This is a genomic window from Pseudomonas umsongensis, from assembly GCF_002236105.1.
GTDB lineage: Bacteria > Pseudomonadota > Gammaproteobacteria > Pseudomonadales > Pseudomonadaceae > Aquipseudomonas > Aquipseudomonas umsongensis.
Window position 1 is genome coordinate 645,588 of sequence record NZ_NIWU01000002.1, and the last position, 19,691, is coordinate 665,278.

The window sequence follows — 19,691 nt, forward strand, 5'->3', positions numbered from 1 at the left end:
ACTCCGGTCTTTACTCCCTGAATCGGTTCTAAGCCGATCCTTCAGGAGAAAACTAGATGAGCATAGTTCGGACAGCATTACCCCTGGTTCTGCTAACCAGTGTGTTGACTGGTTGCGCAGGTTTGCAGAAAACCGACTGGCCGACCTGTGCCGCGGTCGGTGGTGTCGTAGGTGCGGGTCTCGGCGCGACCGAGAGTTCATCATGGGCCGGTTATGGCGCGTTGGTAGTCGGTGCTACGGCGGCAGCCTATTGCTGGGTTCACGGTGATGGTGACGAAGATGGCGATGGTGTGCTCGATAGCCGCGACAAGTGCCCGGGCACGCCACGGGGCGTGAAGGTCGATGCCGATGGTTGCCCACCACCAGCGCCTGCTCCAGTGGTTGAAGAGGTCGTGGTCGTCAAGGAAGAAACCATCGTCATCCGCGATGTCAACTTCCAGTTCGACTCGGCCAAGCTGACAGCCGCCGATAAAGAGAAGCTCAACACCATCGCCACTCGCCTGAAACAGGAAGCAGCCAGCGCCCAACTGACCGTGACCGGTCACACCGACAGCGTGGGCAGCGATGCCTACAACCAGAAACTGTCGGACCGCCGCGCGCATTCGGTGGTGGAATACCTGATCGAAAGTGGTGTGCCTCGCAGTAGCTTCGTATCGGTCTCCGGGGCCGGGGAAAGCCAGCCGGTTGCCGACAACAAAACTGCTGACGGTCGCGCGATGAACCGTCGCACGGAAATCAAAATCAACCGCTAGAGCCCTCGCATCCACGGCTTGTGCAGTCGTGGATGCGGGTCTTTACTCCTGTGTAACCGGCATCGGCCGGTGGCACAGGAGCTTTCAAAAATGAGCAATTTCACAAGGACCGTCTTGCCGGTTCTGCTGCTTGGCAGCCTGTTGACCGGTTGCGCTACTCACAGCGATGGCACCGCCCCCCTCAATCAACGTACCTGGCCGATCTGCAGCCTCATCGGCGGACTCGTCGGTGGAGGTCTGGGCGCTATCCAAAGTAGCGGTTGGGCGGCCGGTGGAGCGGCGCTCGGGATCTTGACCGGTGGTTTGATCTGTTATGCCCAGGATGGCGACGAAGACGATGATGGCGTATTCGACCGTCGCGATCGCTGCCCCGACACGCCCGCCAATACCCCTGTGGAACATCATGGCTGCCCGCTTCCGCAATACCCGGCCAGCGTGAAGGCTGAACCTGTGCAAGCCGAAGTCATTACCCTGAGCGATGCCGACGATGTGCTGTTTGCCTTCAATAGCGCTGACTTGACCCCCAGCATGCAAAGCAAGCTGGATTCGGTGATGGGTAAACTGCAGGACCCCAGCGTCGCGAGCATCAAGGTGGTCGGGCATACCGACAGCGTTGGGTCGGATGAATACAACCAGGAACTGTCGCAAAAACGTGCCAGCAGCGTCGCCGAGTATCTGCTCAGCCAGCACGTTACGCCCAATAAAGTCACCAGCGAAGGCAAGGGCGAGAGCGAGCCCGTTGCCGATAATGATACCGAAGAAGGACGCGCGCAAAACCGCCGCGTGGAGTTGCACATCAATCGCTGAACCGCGCAATAGAGCCGTCGGACGATGATTTACGTCGTTCCGTCGGCCATTTAACGCACTTGAGGAAGAATTTGCGCTTGCCCTCTGGCTTATCCCGCGTGGAAGCCGTTACTGTGCGAGCAAATAATAATTCTGCCCGGGGGCGTGTATGAAGGTGATATGGGGGCTGGGGAAGCTGTTGACCCTGGTGTTCTGGCTGGTGGTGCTGCTCAATCTGCTCACGCCGTTCATCTATCCGCTGCACCCGTTGGTCAACCTGGCCGGCTGCCTGCTGGCGGGGCTTCATCTACTGGAGGCGCTGTTCTGCTACCGCAGCCTCAGGGGCCGCGCCCACCCTTGGCTCGATCGCTTGAACGTGCTCTTTTTCGGCGTTTTCCACCTGCAAACCCTCCCGGCTCCCACCGCATCTAAGGCTTCCCATGCGTAAACTCTGTCTGCTCGCCGCCCTCATCAGCCCATTGGCTTGCGCCCAGGTGGTGAGTGTTGAAACCAACTCGTTGATGCGCCTGCCCAACACTGCCAGCATCTTGCAACTGGAACGCCTTGAAGTGGCCGACTACGGCACCTTGCTGATTCCCTCGAACGTGACCGAGGTCAGCGTTGGTGAACTGCGCCTGGGCCGTGACGCGCGGATTACGATCGTCCCTGGTGAGCAGGCGCTGGAGTTGAAGGTCAACCGAGCCGAGCTGTCTGAAGGCAGCCAGATCACCGCGCGCGGCGCATCGGGGACTTACCAGAAAGCTGCCCGCTCCGGGCGTAACCTGAACTTGCAGATCAAGGCACTGACGGCACCGCAACTGATGGTGGATGGTCGCGGTGGCGCGGGCGCACCAGGATTCGTCGGCCTCGACGGGGCCAACGGCCAGGCACCAGGCTGTGCCTGGGGCCAGGCGGGTCGCGGTGCCGACGGCAGCGATGGCAGCAATGGCCAGGCCGGTGCGCCTGGCGCGGCGGTCAGGCTGGCGGTGCCTCGCGATTACCCCGCAGACAAGATCAAGGTTCAAGTGGCCGGCGGTGCCGGTGGCGTAGCCGGGCCAGGCGGCAAGCCGGGGGCGGGCGGTAAAGCCAAGGGCTGCTTGGTCTACAAGGCCGATGGCGGCAAGAGTGGCAAGCCTGGCCTGGACGGGCAACCGGGAGAGGAGGGGGCTGCAGGTTCGGTGACGGTGCAGCGGTTGTAACCCCCATCCCCCAGACCGATCGTTCCCACGCAGAGCGTGGGAACGATCACAATTAAAGCATCGGCCGAAGCGCCGCAATCACCACCAACACCAGGCCTACAATCAGATTGATCCCCACCAACCGGCGAATCCTCCCCAGCACCGCAGCCCCCGCCGGCCAATCCTGGGTCGTCACCGCGGCGCGCAACTCCGGCAACATCAACGCCTGGATCCGGATGAACAGCGCGGTCATCACCACATACAACCCCATCATCACCTGCACGTAACGCGGCGCGGTTTCAAATCCTGTGTATTGCAGATGAATCATGCCGACGCCGCTGATCGGCAACAACAGCACCGCGACCCAGACCCAGCGGAAAAAACCCTGAAACACTTCCAGCCACAGCTTCAACCGGGCAGGGCCCTCCAACGCCTTCAAGGCCGCGGGGCGCAAGACCATCCAGGCGAAAAACATGCCGCCGACCCAGACCAGGGCCGCCAGTACATGCAGGCTATAAATGAGGCTAAAAGGTGTCATCGGGTTACTCCGTTCTGCGCGGGATTCATTAGCGGGGTATGATAGCGGCCGAACCGAACTACTGAAAATTTATCCAGCGTTATTTGCGCCCGACAATCCATGATCAGCACTGAACTCAAAACCACGATCCAGGGCGCCTATTCGCGTTTTCTCGAAGCGAAGAGCCTCAAGCCGCGTTACGGCCAACGCCTGATGATCGCCGAAATCGCCAAGGTCCTCGGTGACATCGACACCGACGACGAAGGCCGGCGCAGTGGCGACCCCGCGATTGTCGCGGTGGAAGCCGGCACCGGTACCGGCAAGACCGTGGCCTACAGCCTGGCGGCCATCCCCACGGCCAAGGCGGCCGGCAAGCGCCTGGTGATTGCCACGGCCACCGTCGCCTTGCAAGAGCAGATCGTCTACAAGGATCTGCCCGACCTGATGCGCAACAGCGGGTTGAATTTCAGTTTTGCGCTGGCCAAGGGGCGTGGGCGCTACATGTGCCTGTCCAAGCTCGACATGTTGCTCCAGGAAGGTCACGCACAAACCGCCACTGCCCAGTTGTTCGAGGAAGAAGGTTTCAAGATCGAGGTCGATGAGGCCAGTCAGAAGCTGTTTACCAGCATGATCGAGAAACTCGCCGGCAATAAGTGGGACGGTGACCGCGACAGCTGGTCCACTGCCCTGGAGGACGCCGACTGGGCGCGCCTGACCACCGATCACAGCCAGTGCACCAACCGCCATTGCCCGAACTTCGGCCAGTGCGCCTTCTACAAGGCCCGCGAAGGCATGGGCAAGGTCGATGTGATTGTCACCAACCACGACATGGTCCTGGCTGACCTGGCACTCGGTGGCGGTGCCGTGCTGCCCGATCCACGCGACACCATCTATGTGTTCGACGAAGGCCATCACCTGCCGGACAAGGCCATCGGTCATTTCGCCCACTACACGCGCCTGCGCTCCACCGCCGACTGGCTGGAAACCACCGCCAAGAACCTCACCAAGCTGCTGGCCCAGCATCCCTTGCCGGGTGACCTGGGCAAACTGATCGAGCAAGTGCCAGAGCTGGCGCGGGAGATCAAGACGCAGCAGCAGTTCATGTTCACCGCCTGCGAACAGGCTGCCGATTTCAAGCCCGGCGAAGACGTCGAAGGCCGCGAACGCCCGCGTCACCGTTTCGTCGGCGGGGTGATTCCCGAGCACATGCGCGAAATGGGCATCGAACTGAAGAAAGGCTTTGCGCGCCTGACTGATTTGTTCACCCGCCTCACTGAATTTCTTAAGGAAGGCATGGACGGCGAGGTCAATATCGGCATCGCCAGTAACCAGGCCGAAGAGTGGTATCCGCTGTTCGGCAGCCTGTTGTCCCGTTCTTCGGGCAACTGGGAATTGTGGGTCGCGTTCACCGCTGAAGACCCCGAAGACAACCCGCCAATGGCGCGCTGGCTGACCCTGTCGGAAAGCGGCTCGCTGTTCGATATCGAGGTCAACGCCAGTCCCATCCTGGCGGCGGAAATGCTCCGGCGCAACCTGTGGAACGTGGCCTATGGTGCGCTCGTAACCTCCGCGACCTTGACTGCCCTGGGCACCTTCGACCGCTTTCGCATGCGCGCCGGCCTGCCGAAAAAGGCCGTGACCGCCGTGGTGCCGAGCCCGTTCCATCACGCCGACGCCGGCGTGTTGCGGGTGCCGAACCTGAACGCCGATCCGCGGGATGCAGCGGCCCATACCGCGGCGATCATCCGCGATCTGCCGGAACTGGTCGAAGGCTCAAGGGGCACGCTGGTACTGTTTTCCTCGCGCAAGCAGATGCAGGACGTGTTCGATGGCCTGGATCGCGACTGGCGCAAGCAAGTGTTCATTCAAGGCAACCTGTCGAAGCAGGAAACCCTGAACAAGCACAAGGCGCGGGTCGATGGCGGGGATTCGAGCGTGTTGTTCGGCCTGGCGAGTTTCGCCGAAGGGGTCGACTTGCCGGGCGCGTACTGCGAGCACGTGGTGATCGCGAAGATTCCATTCTCGGTACCGGATGACCCGGTGGAAGCGGCATTGGCCGAATGGATCGAGGCCCGTGGTGGCAATCCATTCATGGAAATCTCGGTTCCCGATGCCTCGCTGAAACTGGTCCAGGCCTGCGGCCGCCTGCTGCGCACCGAAGAGGACCGCGGCACCATCACCTTGCTCGATCGGCGCCTGGTCACCCAGCGCTATGGCAAGGCGATCCTCAATGCGTTACCTCCCTTCCGACGTGAAATTTCCTGATAAACCGGTGGGCAGTTTTGCCCACCGCGCTGTCTATCTCTCTACCATCGCTTTTCCATTGGCCCATCCGGGTCGCTAGGGAGAATATCGTTCTCATGATTCGCCGTTATGTGCGTCGCTCGCTACCTGCCGTTCTTGCCCTGTTCGCAACGCCCTTGTTGGCCGCACCCGCAGGCCAACAGACGCTGTTCAACTTTGTGCGCCCCGCCGATGTAGTCCAGGTGGCGACCCAGGACGCCAGCCTGCCGCAATCCAACGCCGAACAAACCGCCGAGGGTGAAGTGCTGCGTCGGGTGACGTTCAACCCGGTAGCCCGGCCGACCCTGCGCCTGTCTCCGCAGAGTGGGGCATGGGACTGGTCGCAGTCGGGCGTGATGAGCTTGCGGATCCAGAGCGCGATGAACTGGGCCGTGACCCTCTACGTGACCATCCAGAGCAACGACGGCAAGACTTTGGTCAGTCGCGTCGATCTTCCAGCCGGCCCAGCGCAGACCCTGCTGGTGCCATTGCAGCCGACTTCGCCGCTCAGCCAAGGCATGAAGGCGGGGCCACCGATGCCGATGACGGTCGACGGCCAGCGCGTCCTGCTGGCCAGCAGTGCCGGTGAACTGGACCGTAGCCAGGTAGTGTCGGTCAGCCTGTCCATGGATCAGCCGAAAGTTGCCCAAAGCATCCTGCTGGAGCGTTTTGGGGTGCAGGACGGCGAAGGGGTGACCCAAACGGTCTATGGCGCGTTGGTGGACACTTATGGCCAATCGACCCGGGCCAAATGGCCAGAAAAAATCAGCAGCGACGAACAACTGAAAAGCGTCGCCGCCAAGGAGCAACAGCAGCTGAAAACCTGGCTGGCTGAGCGCGAAAAGTCTTCCCTGGACAAGTTCGGCGGGTGGACCAACGGGCCGACGTTCAAGGCCAGCGGCTTTTTTCGCACAGAAAAACGCGACGGCCGCTGGTACCTGGTGACGCCACAAGGTCACCCGTTCTACTCGCTGGGGGTCAATGCCGTTACGGCGGACGTCAACCAGACCTACGTCGCCGGTCGTGAATGGATGTTCGAATCCCTGCCCAAGGCTGACGAGCCGCTGGCCAGTCACTACGGTGAAGGTGATAACCGCGGTGGTAATGGTGTGGATCAGGGCCGCGGCTTCAATTTTGGCCAGTGGTACGACTTCTACGGCGCCAATCTGCAGCGTCTGTATGGCGACCCCTGTGCATTGGGTAGCAATAACAAAGCCGGAGTCGCTGAGGCGGCCAAGGCTGACGCGGTAGAGGCAACGGCCGAGAAGGCTGCCGAGCCCACCGTCGCGCCATCAACCGCCGAATCCGGTGTCGCCGAAGCCGCCAAGGCCGGCGCCGTCGATGCGACGGTGGCGAAAGCCGCGGAGCCAACACCTGTCGAGCCGTGCAAGGCGACGTTTGATGAACAACGCTGGACCGCTCACACCCTCGATCGCCTGCAAGCCTGGGGCTTCAACACCCTCGGCAACTGGAGCGCCTCGAGCCTGGGTGACGCGGAACGCGTTCCCTACACCTTGCCGCTGTCGATCGTCGGCGATTACGCCAGCATCAGCACCGGCAGCGACTGGTGGGGCGGGATGCCCGACCCGTTCGACCCGCGTTTCGCCATGGCGACCGAGCGCGCCGTGGCCATTGCCGCCCGCGATCACCGTGACGATCCATGGCTGATCGGTTACTTCGCCGATAACGAACTGGCCTGGGCCGGTCCCGGCGACGACCCGAAAGCCCGTTACGCGCTGGCGTACGCCACCTTGAAAATGACCACCGACGTGCCGGCCAAGCGCGCGTTCCTCAAGCAGTTGCGCGACAAATACCGCAACCAGGCGGGCTTGTCGAAAGCCTGGGGTATCGATCTGCCGGCCTGGGAACTGATGGAAGACCCAGGCTTCGTACCGCCGTTGCCAAGCGCCGAGCACCCGGAAATCGAGGCTGACTTCAAATATTTCCAGAAGGTTTTCGCCGACACCTACTTCAAGACCATTTCCGATTCCCTCAAGTGGCACGCGCCCAACCAGTTGCTGCTCGGTGGCCGGTTCGCCATCAGCACCCCGGAAGCCGTGGAGTCCTGTGCGCAGTATTGCGACGTCCTGAGCTTCAACATGTACACCTTGCAACCGCAGGATGGTTACGACTTCGCTCAACTGCGCAGCCTCGACAAGCCGGTGTTGATCACCGAATTCAACTTTGGCTCAACCGATCGCGGCCCGTTCTGGGGCGGCGTGACGCAATTGGCGAAGGAAGAAGACCGTGGCCCGGCCTACGCGAATTTCCTGAAACAGGCGCTGAACGAACCGTCGATTGTCGGGTTGCACTGGTTTCAATACCTCGACCAACCTGTGACCGGGCGCCTGCTGGATGGCGAAAATGGTCACTTTGGCTTGGTAGGCGTTACCGATCTGCCATTCCAGGGCTTTGTCGACAGTGTGCGCAAGAGCAACCTGTCGGCGCTTGATCAGTTGGGCAAAGAGGCCCGGAAGGCTGCAGCTGAGGTCGACAAAGCCAGCCACGACGCCGAGGGCGGGCGCAAGGCCGAAGCCGGGAAAGGCCCGGGGAAGGGCGCTGGTGGGCATTCCGGCAAAGGTCATTGAGTCCGATCCCTGTGGGAGCGAGCCTGCTCGCGAAGGCGCCTGAACAGACACTCCAAATGTCCAGTCATTTTTGCGAGTGATTGACCGCCCAGCCCGCACCTGTTCCCAAAACCCTCAAGGGCTGGAACAATGCGGGCCACTTTTACAGAACGTTCTTCGGGGAGTCGCGGGTGCAGATTCAGGGTCATTACGAGCTTAAGTTCGAGGCAGTGCGCGAAGCGTTCGCGGCGTTGTTCGACGATCCTCAGGAACGTGGCGCCGCGTTGTGCATCCAGATCGGCGGCGAAACCGTCGTCGACCTGTGGTCCGGCACCGCCGACAAGGACGGGGCCGAAGCCTGGCACAGCGACACTATTGCCAACCTGTTCTCCTGCACCAAGACCTTCACCGCCGTCACCGCCCTGCAGCTGGTGGCTGAAGGCAAGCTGCAACTGGATGCCCCGGTGGCTCGCTACTGGCCGGAATTCGCCGCCGCAGGCAAAGAATCGGTCACCTTGCGCCAGCTGCTTTGCCATCAGGCCGGGCTGCCGGCGTTGCGCGAGCTGCTTGCTCCCGAAGCGCTGTACGACTGGCCAACCATGGTCGAGGCGCTGGCCGCCGAAACGCCCTGGTGGACGCCAGGCGAAGGTCACGGTTATGCGGCCATCACTTATGGCTGGCTGGTCGGAGAACTGTTGCGCCGTGCGGATGGTCGTGGTCCCGGTGAGTCCATCGTGGCGCGGGTTGCCAAGCCTTTGGGCCTGGATTTTCACGTCGGTCTGGCCGATGAAGAGTTCTATCGCGTGGCGCACATTGCCCGCGGCAAGGGCAATGTCGGCGATGCGGCGGCCCAGCGCCTGCTGCAAGTGACCATGCGTGAGCCAGCGGCCATGACCACCCGCGCTTTCACCAATCCGCCGTCGGTTCTGACCAGTACCAACAAGCCGGAGTGGCGACGCATGCAGCAGCCGGCGGCCAATGGCCACGGCAATGCCCGTAGCCTGGCCGGGTTTTACACCGGGTTGCTCGATGGCAGCCTGCTCGAAGGCGAGTTGCTCGATGAACTGACCCGCGAGCACAGCCTCGGCGAGGACAAGACCTTATTGACTCGAACGCGCTTTGGCCTGGGCTGCATGCTCGATCAACCGGATGTGCCCAATGCCACCTTCGGACTGGGCGCGAGAGCGTTCGGGCATCCGGGTGCTGGCGGCTCCGTTGGTTTCGCCGACCCCGAGCATGATGTGGCGTTCGGTTTTGTGACAAATACCCTGGGGCCGTACGTCTTGATGGATCCGCGCGCACAAAAGCTTGTGCGGGTACTGGCCACTTGTCTGTAAATCACGCTCAACGGTTCCGGAGCTGGAACCCGATGGCCTTTTCAGTTTCCAACCGTCTGTTTATGCGGGCCGATCCGGCCTGATTTTAACTACTTCATTTTTGTGGATATCCAATGTCAACCAAACCCACCCTCGCCTTGGCACTGTGCTTCGCTATTACAGGTTGCGCACAGACTCCTAAAAGTGATGTAGACGGCGGCAGCTGGTGGCCGTTCGGGTCTTCCGACAAAGTCGCGGCCAAGGAGCCAGCGCCAGCCCCGGCAGCGCTGAAACCCGTTGCCGCACCGGTTGCCAAGGCTGAGAGTTCCAGCCCTTGGTACTGGCCGTTCGGTTCCGAGGAAGCGCTCGATAAAAAACCAGAAGTAAAACCTGCAGCCAAGCCGGTCGAAGTGGCCAAGGCCAAGGCTGAGGCTGATGCAGATGGCAAGTGGTGGTGGCCGTTTGGTGGCAAAGAGCAGAGCACAGCCAAAGCCGTGCCGATGCCCGATCCGAAAGTCACCCAGGCTTGGCTGGACGACTACGAACCGCGTCTGCGCACAGCGATCAAGGACAGCAACCTGCAACTCGAACGCCGTGAAAACGTATTGGTGGTGACCGCGCCCGTAGAGGGCTCGTTCAACCCGGACCGCCCGGCCATGCTCTTGCCGGTGACGCTCGGCCCGTTCACTCGCGTTGCGAAAATCCTTGAAGCTGACCCGAAGACCGCCGTGCTGGTACTCGGCCACAGCGATACCTCGGGCGCAGCGCCCGCCAATGTGAAGCTGAGTCAGGAGCGTGCGCAGTCCGTGGCGGCGATCTTCCGCCTCAGTGGTCTGCAGCGTGATCGCCTGATGTTGCGAGGCATGGGCGGCGACGCTCCGCGTGCCGCCAATGACAGCGTTGAGGGCCGGGCCTTGAACCGTCGAGTGGAGCTGTTGGTAACGCCGCAAAACACCATGGTCGCTTTGCTGAGCAAGTACAATATGCCGGCCCCGGCGCCCGTGCGCATGGTCGCAACCCAGGACATCAAACCGGTGGCCAAGCCTGTGACTCCAGCACCAAGCGAAGCGAAGAAAGCGGCTGCACCGGTGGCGAAAAAAGCGCCGGCCAAGAAAGTCGCCAAGGCTCCAGCCAAGAAGGCACCGGCTAAAACCGCAACGCCAGCGAAAAAGACCGCACCGGCCAAAGCCGCTGCCGACGCGACCAAAGTCGCCGCCGATACCACAAAGAAGTGATTCGTTAACCATAAGGATTGCGCCATGACCAAGGCCCTGGCTGATATGCGCCGCGACTACACCCGTGATGGCCTGACCGAGGCGCAAGCCCCGGCCGAGCCGTTTGCGCTGTTCCACCAATGGTTTGCCGATGCGGTGAAAACCGAGCAGGCACCGGTGGAGGCTAATGCCATGACCTTGGCCACTGTCGACCAGGACGGGCGGCCGCATTGCCGCATTCTGCTGCTCAAGGGACTGGATGCGCAGGGCTTCACCTTTTTCACCAACTACGACAGCGCCAAAGGCCAGCAGCTGGAGGCGAATCCATTCGCGGCCATGACGTTTTTCTGGCCGACGCTGGAGCGTCAGGTACGGATTGAAGGTCGGGTGGTGAAGGTCACACCCGAGGAGTCCGATGCGTATTATCAGGTGCGCCCGCTGGGCAGCCGCCTCGGTGCCTGGGCTTCGCCGCAGAGCCGGGTGATAGCCGATCGTAGCGAACTGGAGTCGCTGCTCAAGGATACCGAGCAGCGTTTCAGCGATACCCAGCCACATTGCCCTGAACATTGGGGTGGGTATCGTTTGCTGCCAGAGCGCATCGAGTTCTGGCAGGGTCGTCCAAGCCGTCTGCACGACCGGCTCAACTATCGTCTGCAGGGCGCCAACTGGATTCTTGAACGTCTGGCGCCTTAAGCAGTCTACCGCTCGGAATAGCTTGCCGCTGCGGCCTCGAGCCACCGCGGCAGGTCTCGACGCTTGATTTTCTGCGCATGAGCGCTTGCCAACTGTTCGAGCATGAAGGCTTTTTTCTGCTCGTCCTTGCCAGCCAGCGCTAATGCCAGGTCACGGTCCACCCAGCGTCTGATGCGCACATATAGCCACCCATGGAAGTACAGTCCAGCGACGGTTGTGACGACAATGATAAAGTAATCCATATAGATCCCTGGTCAGTGGCGCAGTTTTGCAAATAGCCACAACTGTGTGGTGAGCTCGTCAAGGGGCCTGTACAGAGCCTGAATCGAAGCAATTTTCTCCAGGCAAGGCCGTGACAGGCGTTCAGCTGCGGAGTTTAATGGTTACTTGTCCTTTGGAGTTGATGCTATGCGTAAGTCTGTTCTGCTGGTTGCTTCCTTTTCCACCATGGCGATGTTGCTCACTGGCTGCCAATCGAGCTTGACCGGTGACTCCTATTCCCGTGACGAAGCGCGTCGCGTGCAGACGATTCGCATGGGCACCATCGAAGCCCTGCGGCCGGTGAAAATCGAAGGTACCAAGACCCCGATCGGCGGCGCTGCGGGTGCAGTGGTCGGCGGAGTTGGCGGCAGTGCCATCGGCGGCGGCCGAGGCAGTATCGTCGCAGCGGTCATCGGCGCAGTGGCCGGCGGGCTGCTGGGCTCGGCTACCGAAGAAGGCCTGACCCGCACCCAGGGCGTGGAGATCACCGTGCGTGAAGACGACGGCAGCATGCGTGCCTACGTGCAGCAGGTTCAGGAAAACGAAGTGTTCCGCGTCGGCGAGCGCGTGCGTATTGCCACGGTTGATGGCACCAGTCGCGTTTCTCACTAAGCGGTAATACGGGTAAGAGAAAACCCCGACCAGGGTGACTGGTCGGGTTTTTTTTGCGCCGGTTTCCGGCATCGGGCTAAAAATCGTTCTTTAGGGCTGTTTCAATGACTTGCTCGGGTATTAATTCTCGAGCGTCGTCCCCATCACCAAAATATTCGCCGGGCCAGATAAAAAGATCGGAAATACGAGCATCTGGAATATTGAGGGCCAACATTTGCAGCCAAAAGCAGGTGGCGTGTTCCGGGATATCCGCATCCATGACTCTTCGAGCCATTTCGATCATTTCAGGTTGGGAGATATCCTTCAGGCGGCGCTCATAAGGCCCCATCAGGATCTGGCGAACCCAAGTGTCATGATCCTGGGCTTCGTCAATACCTGGAAAATCGAGAGAGGTCAGATCCGTCATAGCCTCTCGATTGAATTGAGCCAGCTGATCCCTGGTCTGATCCTGATTTGCGCCATCAATTTGCGCAGCAAGGTTTGCAAGGCGAGCAACCTTGGTTTCGCAAAGGTGCGGGGGCATCAGTTCCTGACGTAGCGCCATAACCCTCTCCAAAATTGCTGAATTTGACCATGTCTGCATAAAGCAAAAGGCACGGTCACAAATCGCAACGTTAACGAGAAAGGCTTGGGGATTTATGCAGGCAGCTTCCGTAAAGCTCGTAGGAAGAATCCGAAGTTCTGTACGGTTTTTTGTAGGAGCGAGCTTGCTCGCGAAAAACCTGAAAACACCGTTGGGTTTCAGATTTCCCGCATCATCGTTGACGTCCATCGGAACGCCGCCTGGAGCCAGCTTGGTCCTACAGGTGCGCCGTTTGCAGTGCAGGCTTGCGACTCGCCGCAGCCGTGACGGCATAGCCAATCAAGGCCGCCAGAATCGAACCGGTGAGAATCCCCATCCGATCCATCCCCGCATAGTCACTCACGCCTGGCTCAAAGGCCAGCGAACCGACAAACAGGCTCATGGTGAAGCCTATGCCGCAAAGAATCGCGACACCCAGCACCTGGCCCCAATTGGCACCCTGGGGCAGGGCGGCGATGCCGGTTTTCACCGCCAGCCAGGTCAGGCCGTAGACGCCGATTGCCTTGCCCAGAAGCAGGCCAATCGCGATGCCCATTGGCACGTTATGGGTGAAGCTCTCGGCGGTAACGCCACTCAGCGACAGGCCGGCGTTGGCGAAGGCGAACAACGGCAGGATGCCGTAGGCCACCCAAGGGTGCAGCGCGTGTTCCAGTGTCAGCAGGGGCGACGGTTCGGCGTTTTTCGTGCGCAACGGTATGCAGAAGGCCAGGGTCACGCCCGCCAGCGTGGCATGCACACCGCTCTTGAGTACGCAGACCCAGAGGATCAGGCCGATGATCATGTACGGTCCGAGCTTTACCACGCCGAGCCGGTTCATTCCGATCAGCGCCGCGATGCAGGCTGCAGCCAGTGCCAGGGACAGGGTCGACAGCTCGCCGGAGTAAAAAATCGCGATGATGATGATGGCGCCGAGGTCGTCGATGATCGCCAGGGTCATCAGGAACAACTTCAGCGAGACCGGAACGCGTTTGCCCAGCAACGCCAGTACACCCAGCGCGAAAGCGATGTCGGTGGCTGTCGGGATCGCCCAGCCGTTCAGGGCCGGCGGGTTGTCGCGGTTGAGGAACCAGTAGATCAACGCTGGCACGACCATGCCGCCAATGGCGGCTGCGCCGGGCAGGACGATCTGCGACGGCTTGGACAGTTGCCCGTCGAGGACCTCGCGCTTGACCTCCAGCCCGATCAAAAGGAAGAACATCGCCATCAGCCCGTCATTGATCCATAGGAGCAGGGGCTTGGCGATTTTCAGCGCGCCGATCTGGGCGACAACGGGGGTTTCCAGGAGGCCGTTGTACAGCCACGACAGCGGGGAGTTATTGATGATCAGCGCGAGGATAGCCGCGGCGATCAATAACAGACCGCTGGCAGCTTCCAGCTGAAAGAAACGCGTGAACGTGCTACGCAGAGGCACAGTCGCTCTCCATCGATTAGTCAAAAGGTGGCACACCCTAACCCGTACCGTTAGTTGTTAAAACAAAAGTTATATTCTTTTTTGTTATATGTCGTAACAACACGATTCTGCGGCAAGGTCTTGAGCCTAGCAGTTGCCGGATGCATTGGAACCCAGCTGTATCTGTGCTGGATGTAGGATTTTTCCTAAGCTTGAAGGCTCAGGCTTGTGAAAAGGCCGCCAATTGCCCGATCCATCGAGATAACTACCATGAGCGACATCCGACAGTGGTCCCGCGAAGCCATCCGGATCATCGAAGCCGATTTCCAGCGCAGCGCCGACACTCATCTGATCCCCTTGTCGCTGCCAGGCTTTGCCGGCATCGAGTTGTACTTCAAGGATGAGTCGAGCCATCCCACCGGCAGCCTGAAACACCGTCTGGCGCGTTCGCTGTTCCTGTACGCGCTGTGCAATGGCTGGCTCAAGCCCGGAGCGCCAGTCATCGAGGCGTCCAGCGGTTCGACGGCAATTTCCGAAGCGTACTTCGCGCGTTTGCTGGGGGTGCCGTTCATTGCGGTCGTGCCGGCCAGCACCTCGAAGGAGAAGATTGCGCAAATCGCTTTCTATGGCGGGCAAACGCATCTGGTCACGGACCCTACGCAGATCTACGCCGAATCCGAACGCCTGGCGCGCGAACACGATGGCCACTTCATCGACCAGTTCACCTACGCCGAGCGCGCGACCGACTGGCGGGCGAACAACAACATCGCCGAATCGATCTTCCAGCAGATGCGCTTCGAAAAGCACCCGGAGCCGAGCTGGCTGGTGTCCAGCCCCGGTACCGGGGGCACGACGGCGACCCTGGGACGTTACGTACGCTATCGCCAGCACGCCACCCGCGTGTTGTGTGCCGATGCCGAACGCTCGGTGTTTTTCGATTACTACCAGAGCGGTGATGCCAGCCTGCGCCTGGCTCACGGTTCGCGGGTCGAGGGCATTGGACGACCCCGGGTGGAGGCGTCATTCCTGCCCAAGGTCATCGATGCGATGGTCAAGGTGCCGGACGCGTTGTCGTTGGCAGCCATGCATTACCTGGCGAAACGTCTGGGGCGTCATGTCGGCGGATCGAGCGGGACCAACCTGATCGGCGCCTTGATGGCCGCGCAGCAGATGGCTGCAGCGGGGGAGGAGGGGTCGATCGTGGCGATTCTGTGCGACAGCGGCGAGCGCTATGCCACGACGTATTACGATCAGGCCTGGCTTCAGGCCGAGGGGTTTGAACTGGGTGGGTTGATCGATGCGGTGGCGGCGACGGTCGAGCGCGGCGAGGCGCTACCGGCTACGGTGTTGCGCGCCAATATCTGAATTCGTCATGCGCAGAAATCACTGTGGGAGCGAGCCTGCTCGCGAAAGCGGTAGATCAGTCAACATTTCTGTTGAGTGTTAATCCGCCTTCGCGAGCAGGCTCGCTCCCACAAGGGATATGCGTCAGGCCTGCAAGCCCAGGATGTCCCGCGCCACGGCTTCGGCGATGCGAATGCCATCGACACCCGCCGACAGAATCCCACCCGCATAACCTGCGCCTTCACCCGCCGGGAACAGGCCCTTGACGTTCAGGCTTTGCATCGACTCGTTGCGGGTGATGCGCAACGGCGACGACGTGCGGGTCTCGATCCCGGTCAACACGGCATCGTGCAGCGAGTAACCGCGAATCTGTTTCTCGAATGCCGGCAAGGCTTCGCGAATCGCTTCGATGGCGAAGGCCGGCAAGGCCAGCGCCAGGTCACCCAGGGCAACGCCCGGTTTGTAGGACGGTTCAACGCTGCCCAACTCGGTGGACGGCTTGCCGGCGATAAAGTCGCCGACCAGTTGCGCCGGTGCCTCGTAGTTGCTGCCGCCTAGCACAAAGGCGTGGGATTCCAGGCGTTCCTGCAACTCGATACCGGCCAACGGGCCGCCCGGGTAATCGACTTCCGGGGTAATCCCGACAACGATCCCGGAGTTGGCGTTGCGCTCGTTACGCGAGTACTGGCTCATGCCATTGGTCACCACGCGATTTGGCTCGGACGTCGCCGCCACCACCGTGCCGCCCGGGCACATGCAGAAGCTGTAGACGGAACGGCCATTCTTGGCGTGGTGCACCAGTTTGTAGTCGGCGGCGCCGAGTTTCGGGTGGCCGGCGTACTTGCCCAGGCGCGCGCGGTCGATCAGCGACTGCGGGTGTTCGATGCGGAATCCTACCGAGAATGGCTTGGCTTCCATGAACACGCCACGGCCGTGCAACATGCGGAACGTGTCCCGGGCACTGTGGCCGAGAGCCAGGATCACGTGTTTCGAATGGATCTGCTCGCCGCCATCGAGTTCGACGCCAACCAGTTGGCCGTCCTCGATAAGCACGTCGGTAACCCGCTGCTGGAAGCGCACTTCACCGCCCATGGCGCGAATCTGCTCACGCATGTTTTCCACCACGCCTGTCAGGCGGAACGTACCGATGTGCGGTTTGCTGACGTAGAGGATTTCTTCCGGGGCACCGGCCTTGACGAACTCATTGAGGACTTTGCGCCCGATGAACTTCGGATCCTTGATCTGGCTGTAGAGCTTGCCATCGGAGAATGTCCCCGCGCCGCCCTCGCCGAACTGTACGTTGGACTCGGGGTTGAGCACGCTTTTACGCCACAGGCCCCAAGTGTCCTTGGTGCGCTGGCGCACTTCGGTGCCGCGTTCGAGGATGATCGGCTTGAAGCCCATTTGCGCCAGCAGCAAGCCGGCGAAGATCCCGCATGGACCAAAGCCGACCACGACAGGGCGCACACTCAGGTCGGCCGGCGCCTGGCCGACCATTTTGTAGCTGACATCCGGTGCCACGTTGACGTTACGGTCATCGGCGAACTTGTGCAGCACCGAGGCTTCATCGCGAACATCGAGGTCGATGGTGTAGATGAAGCACAGCTCGGAGGACTTTTTGCGCGCATCGTAGCTGCGCTTGAACAAGGTGAAATCGAGCAAGTCATCGCTGGTGATGCCCAGGCGCTGCAGGATGGCAGGGCGCAGGTCTTCATCGGGATGGTCGATTGGCAGCTTGAGTTCGGTGATTCGTAACATGGCAGGATCCGGTTCGCGGGGCGCACAACTGCGCCAGGGCGTTTGAAACCGGCGATTATAAGCCTCAAAGGCTCAGGCCCGTGAGGCTTAAACGATCAGTCGTCGCGCGATCCGCCGAAATACCCACAACCCCGTTGCACCTGGCCGTTGATCCGCAGTTCAGCACTCATGTGCTGGATGCTGCCGGTGCTGTTGTCGACGCAGCGTTGCGGTGCGACCCACAGTTCGATGTGCTGCTGGTTGGCTTCGGTGCTGAGGTTGAAGCGGCCTTCGCCCAATTGCTCCTCGACATAGGGCACGGCCAACGGCGCCTGGCCGGCGCGTTCAAGGACCATGCCTTTGCCGGTGACTCTCACGCTCCACTCAGGGGCATGGCCGGCGGCGCGCAGGATCAGCTTCTTGAAGTCGGGATCGGCACAGGCATTGCCCGAACGCTCGATGCGATACAGCTGTTCGAGGTCCAGTTGCCCGTCGCCGGAGCCGGAAACGATCCGCCCGCGCACATCGGCAAACAGTTTGCCTTGGGCATCGGCCAGGCTCGCGGCCTGTTGCAGGACGCTGGTACCGCCCGTGTCGTTGACCGCATAACGTTTCTGCTCGCCGCACGGCTGGAACAACAGCTTGCCGTCGGCTGCGCTCAATTGGCCCTGCATACGGGCCTGGCCGACGTGGGAAGCGCTTTCCCTCGAGCCATCGAACAACTGGCATGCGGCGAACAGTGGAAGAAGGGCAACGAGGACTAAGGAACGGGCAGCACGCATCTTGGGGTCTCCTGACAAGTGCCGTCACGTTACTCAGCCTGACCGTTCATCACAAGGCTTTAGCCCACGTGAAAGGTCTGACCTGTCTGCAAGCCTTCGACACTCTTTGCGTAGGCCAATGCCACATCGGCCGCCAGAACCGGTTTGAAGCCGCGGAAGTAAGGTGCGTATTTGCCCATGGCTTCGACCAGCACGTTCGGGCTGATCGAGTTGACCCGCAGGCCACGCGGCAATTCGATCGCGGCGGCACGGACAAAGCTGTCCAGGGCACCGTTGACCAGCGCTGCGCTAGCACCGCTGCGGATCGGATCGTGGCTGAGCACGCCGGTGGTGAAGGTGAACGACGCGCCGTCATTCGCGAACTCGCGACCGACCAGCAGCAAGTTGACCTGGCCCATCAACTTGTCTTTAAGGCCCAGGGTAAAACTCTCTTCGGTCATTTCATCCAGTGGCGCGAAGGTCACGTTGCCGGCGGCGCAGACCAACGCATCGAACTTGCCCGTTTGCTCAAACAGTTTTCGAATCGAGGTGCTGTCACTGATGTCCACTTGGAAATCACCGCTTTTGCGGCCGATGCGCACGATCTCGTGGCGCGGGGACAGTTCCTTGTCGACGGCCGAACCAATGGTGCCACCTGCGCCGATCAAAAGAATTTTCATGCTGGCTGATCCTCGTATCGATAAGTGAGGCCTCAGTTTAGAGTGGTTTTTTCCACGGATAAGCGCGCTAATAGGCAACCTTTGGTTTTCAAATGGAAACAATCCATGAGCGAGATGGATGACCTGGCGGCATTCGCCGTGTTGGTCGAAGCAGGCAGCTTTACCTTGGCGGCGCAGCAATTGGGTTGCAGCAAGGGCCAGTTGTCCAAGCGCATCAGTCAGTTGGAAGCGCAGTTTTCCGTGGTCCTGCTACAACGCACCACGCGACGCTTGAGCCTGACGGCGGCAGGCGCTGCGTTGTTGCCCCAAGCCCAGGCGCTGGTGGTGCAAGTCGAGCGCGCGCGCCAGGCCCTGGCACGGTTGAAGGATGACATGGCGGGCCCTGTGCGGATGACCGTACCTGTGTCGCTTGGGGAAACGTTCTTCGATGGCTTGTTGCTGGAGTTCTCGGCCCAGTATCCCGAGGTGCAGATCGAACTGGAGCTCAACAACAACTACCGCGATTTGTCCCGTGACGGCTTCGATCTGGCGGTCCGCTCCGATGTGGCGATTGACCAGCGCCTGGTGGCGCGCCCGCTACTGGCGTGGCGGGAGTTGACCTGTGCCAGCCCGGCCTATCTGGAGCAATACGGTGAGCCGCAGTCCCCTCAGGCGCTGGCCGGGCATCGCTGCCTGCTCAACAGCCACTACAGCGGTCGGGAGGAGTGGTTGTATCACCAACAACACGAGTTGTTGCGGGTGCGGGTTTCGGGACCGTTCGCCAGTAATCATTACAACCTGTTGAAAAAAGCCGCACTGGCTGGCGCCGGCATTGCCCGCTTGCCGTCCTATGCATTGCCGGCGGAATTGGCTGACGGGCGTTTGCGCTGGCTGCTGCGTGATTATCAGACACGCAGCATGCCGATGTATCTGGTGCATCCGTATCAGGGTGGGCTGCCCAGGCGTACGCAGGTGCTGGCGGATTATTTGATGGGCTGGTTCAAGCGCAGCGGCGAGGCGCTGGACAGGCTCTAAACC

The 19,691-nt window shown here is 60.9% G+C and carries 19 protein-coding genes; 12 read left to right on the forward strand and 7 right to left on the reverse strand.

Features of this window, described 5'->3' with window-relative positions; translation table 11 throughout:
* Positions 1-56 precede the first annotated feature (56 nt).
* The 4 genes from PSUM_RS13285 to PSUM_RS13300 all read left to right on the forward strand — a co-directional run bounded on the left by PSUM_RS13285 (position 57) and on the right by PSUM_RS13300 (position 2,737).
* Positions 57-752 (forward strand): PA1041 family peptidoglycan-binding anchor lipoprotein, encoded by a 696-nt coding sequence (locus PSUM_RS13285; RefSeq protein WP_020798101.1) that lies wholly within the window; start codon positions 57-59, stop codon positions 750-752.
* Positions 753-842: 90 nt separating this feature from the next.
* Positions 843-1,559 carry a PA1041 family peptidoglycan-binding anchor lipoprotein gene (locus tag PSUM_RS13290; RefSeq protein WP_083348353.1) on the forward strand — a complete coding sequence of 239 codons (717 nt, stop codon included), beginning with the start codon at positions 843-845 and terminating at the stop codon, positions 1,557-1,559.
* A gap of 148 nt (positions 1,560-1,707) precedes the next feature.
* Positions 1,708-1,986 carry a DUF1145 domain-containing protein gene (locus PSUM_RS13295; RefSeq protein ID WP_083348354.1) on the forward strand — a complete coding sequence of 93 codons (279 nt, stop codon included), beginning with the start codon at positions 1,708-1,710 and terminating at the stop codon, positions 1,984-1,986.
* Positions 1,979-2,737 (forward strand): collagen-like triple helix repeat-containing protein, encoded by a 759-nt coding sequence (locus tag PSUM_RS13300; RefSeq protein WP_083348355.1) that lies wholly within the window; start codon positions 1,979-1,981, stop codon positions 2,735-2,737. Before PSUM_RS13295 ends, PSUM_RS13300 begins: the two co-directional genes overlap by 8 nt.
* Before the next feature lie 52 nt (positions 2,738-2,789).
* On the opposite strand, the gene PSUM_RS13305 is transcribed toward PSUM_RS13300, so the two are convergent.
* The gene (locus PSUM_RS13305; RefSeq protein WP_083348356.1) at positions 2,790-3,254 is read right to left on the reverse strand and encodes a CopD family protein; all 465 of its coding nucleotides are present in this window, start codon (positions 3,252-3,254) and stop codon (positions 2,790-2,792) included.
* A gap of 99 nt (positions 3,255-3,353) precedes the next feature.
* Between PSUM_RS13305 and dinG the strand changes: the two genes are divergently transcribed.
* The 5 genes from dinG (at position 3,354) to pdxH (ending at position 11,306) form a co-directional block, all read left to right on the forward strand.
* Positions 3,354-5,498: an ATP-dependent DNA helicase DinG gene (dinG, locus tag PSUM_RS13310; protein WP_083348357.1), complete on the forward strand. Its 2,145-nt coding sequence runs from the start codon at positions 3,354-3,356 to the stop codon at positions 5,496-5,498.
* A gap of 95 nt (positions 5,499-5,593) precedes the next feature.
* Positions 5,594-8,104: a beta-galactosidase gene (locus PSUM_RS13315; RefSeq protein WP_083348358.1), complete on the forward strand. Its 2,511-nt coding sequence runs from the start codon at positions 5,594-5,596 to the stop codon at positions 8,102-8,104.
* A gap of 170 nt (positions 8,105-8,274) precedes the next feature.
* Positions 8,275-9,420 carry a serine hydrolase domain-containing protein gene (locus PSUM_RS13320; protein ID WP_020798109.1) on the forward strand — a complete coding sequence of 382 codons (1,146 nt, stop codon included), beginning with the start codon at positions 8,275-8,277 and terminating at the stop codon, positions 9,418-9,420.
* A gap of 113 nt (positions 9,421-9,533) precedes the next feature.
* Positions 9,534-10,634 (forward strand): OmpA family protein, encoded by a 1,101-nt coding sequence (locus PSUM_RS13325; protein WP_083348359.1) that lies wholly within the window; start codon positions 9,534-9,536, stop codon positions 10,632-10,634.
* 24 nt (positions 10,635-10,658) lie between these two features.
* Positions 10,659-11,306 carry a pyridoxamine 5'-phosphate oxidase gene (pdxH, locus tag PSUM_RS13330; RefSeq protein ID WP_020798111.1) on the forward strand — a complete coding sequence of 216 codons (648 nt, stop codon included), beginning with the start codon at positions 10,659-10,661 and terminating at the stop codon, positions 11,304-11,306.
* A gap of 5 nt (positions 11,307-11,311) precedes the next feature.
* On the opposite strand, the gene PSUM_RS13335 is transcribed toward pdxH, so the two are convergent.
* Positions 11,312-11,548 (reverse strand): 30S ribosomal protein S3, encoded by a 237-nt coding sequence (locus tag PSUM_RS13335; RefSeq protein WP_083348360.1) that lies wholly within the window; start codon positions 11,546-11,548, stop codon positions 11,312-11,314.
* A 166-nt stretch (positions 11,549-11,714) separates the two neighbouring features.
* On the opposite strand from PSUM_RS13335, the gene PSUM_RS13340 reads away from it, so the two are divergent.
* Complete coding sequence (locus PSUM_RS13340) at positions 11,715-12,179, forward strand: outer membrane lipoprotein (protein WP_020798113.1); 465 nt, start codon at positions 11,715-11,717, stop codon at positions 12,177-12,179.
* 76 nt (positions 12,180-12,255) lie between these two features.
* On the opposite strand, the gene PSUM_RS13345 is transcribed toward PSUM_RS13340, so the two are convergent.
* On the reverse strand, positions 12,256-12,951 hold the full coding sequence (locus PSUM_RS13345) for a hypothetical protein (RefSeq protein ID WP_225441878.1): 696 nt from the start codon (positions 12,949-12,951) through the stop codon (positions 12,256-12,258).
* A gap of 28 nt (positions 12,952-12,979) precedes the next feature.
* On the reverse strand, positions 12,980-14,173 hold the full coding sequence (gene nhaA / locus PSUM_RS13350; RefSeq protein ID WP_020798116.1) for a Na+/H+ antiporter NhaA: 1,194 nt from the start codon (positions 14,171-14,173) through the stop codon (positions 12,980-12,982).
* Between the two features lie 249 nt (positions 14,174-14,422).
* On the opposite strand from nhaA, the gene PSUM_RS13355 reads away from it, so the two are divergent.
* Positions 14,423-15,517 carry a PLP-dependent cysteine synthase family protein gene (locus PSUM_RS13355; protein ID WP_020798117.1) on the forward strand — a complete coding sequence of 365 codons (1,095 nt, stop codon included), beginning with the start codon at positions 14,423-14,425 and terminating at the stop codon, positions 15,515-15,517.
* Between the two features lie 123 nt (positions 15,518-15,640).
* Here the strand turns inward: PSUM_RS13355 and PSUM_RS13360 are convergent, their stop codons facing one another.
* The 3 genes from PSUM_RS13360 to PSUM_RS13370 form a co-directional block, all read right to left on the reverse strand.
* Positions 15,641-17,254, reverse strand: a complete 1,614-nt coding sequence (locus PSUM_RS13360) for an NAD(P)/FAD-dependent oxidoreductase (RefSeq protein ID WP_020798118.1) — start codon at positions 17,252-17,254, stop codon at positions 15,641-15,643.
* Positions 17,255-17,349: 95 nt separating this feature from the next.
* Entirely contained in the window at positions 17,350-18,015 is a 666-nt protein-coding gene (locus PSUM_RS13365; protein ID WP_020798119.1) for a COG3650 family protein, read from the reverse strand.
* Between the two features lie 59 nt (positions 18,016-18,074).
* Positions 18,075-18,674, reverse strand: coding sequence for a short chain dehydrogenase (locus PSUM_RS13370; protein ID WP_083348361.1), 600 nt, complete (start codon positions 18,672-18,674; stop codon positions 18,075-18,077).
* 105 nt (positions 18,675-18,779) lie between these two features.
* Here PSUM_RS13370 and PSUM_RS13375 point away from each other — a divergent pair, with 105 nt between their 5' ends.
* Complete coding sequence (locus PSUM_RS13375) at positions 18,780-19,688, forward strand: LysR family transcriptional regulator (protein WP_020798121.1); 909 nt, start codon at positions 18,780-18,782, stop codon at positions 19,686-19,688.
* The last annotated feature ends 3 nt before the right edge of the window (positions 19,689-19,691 follow it).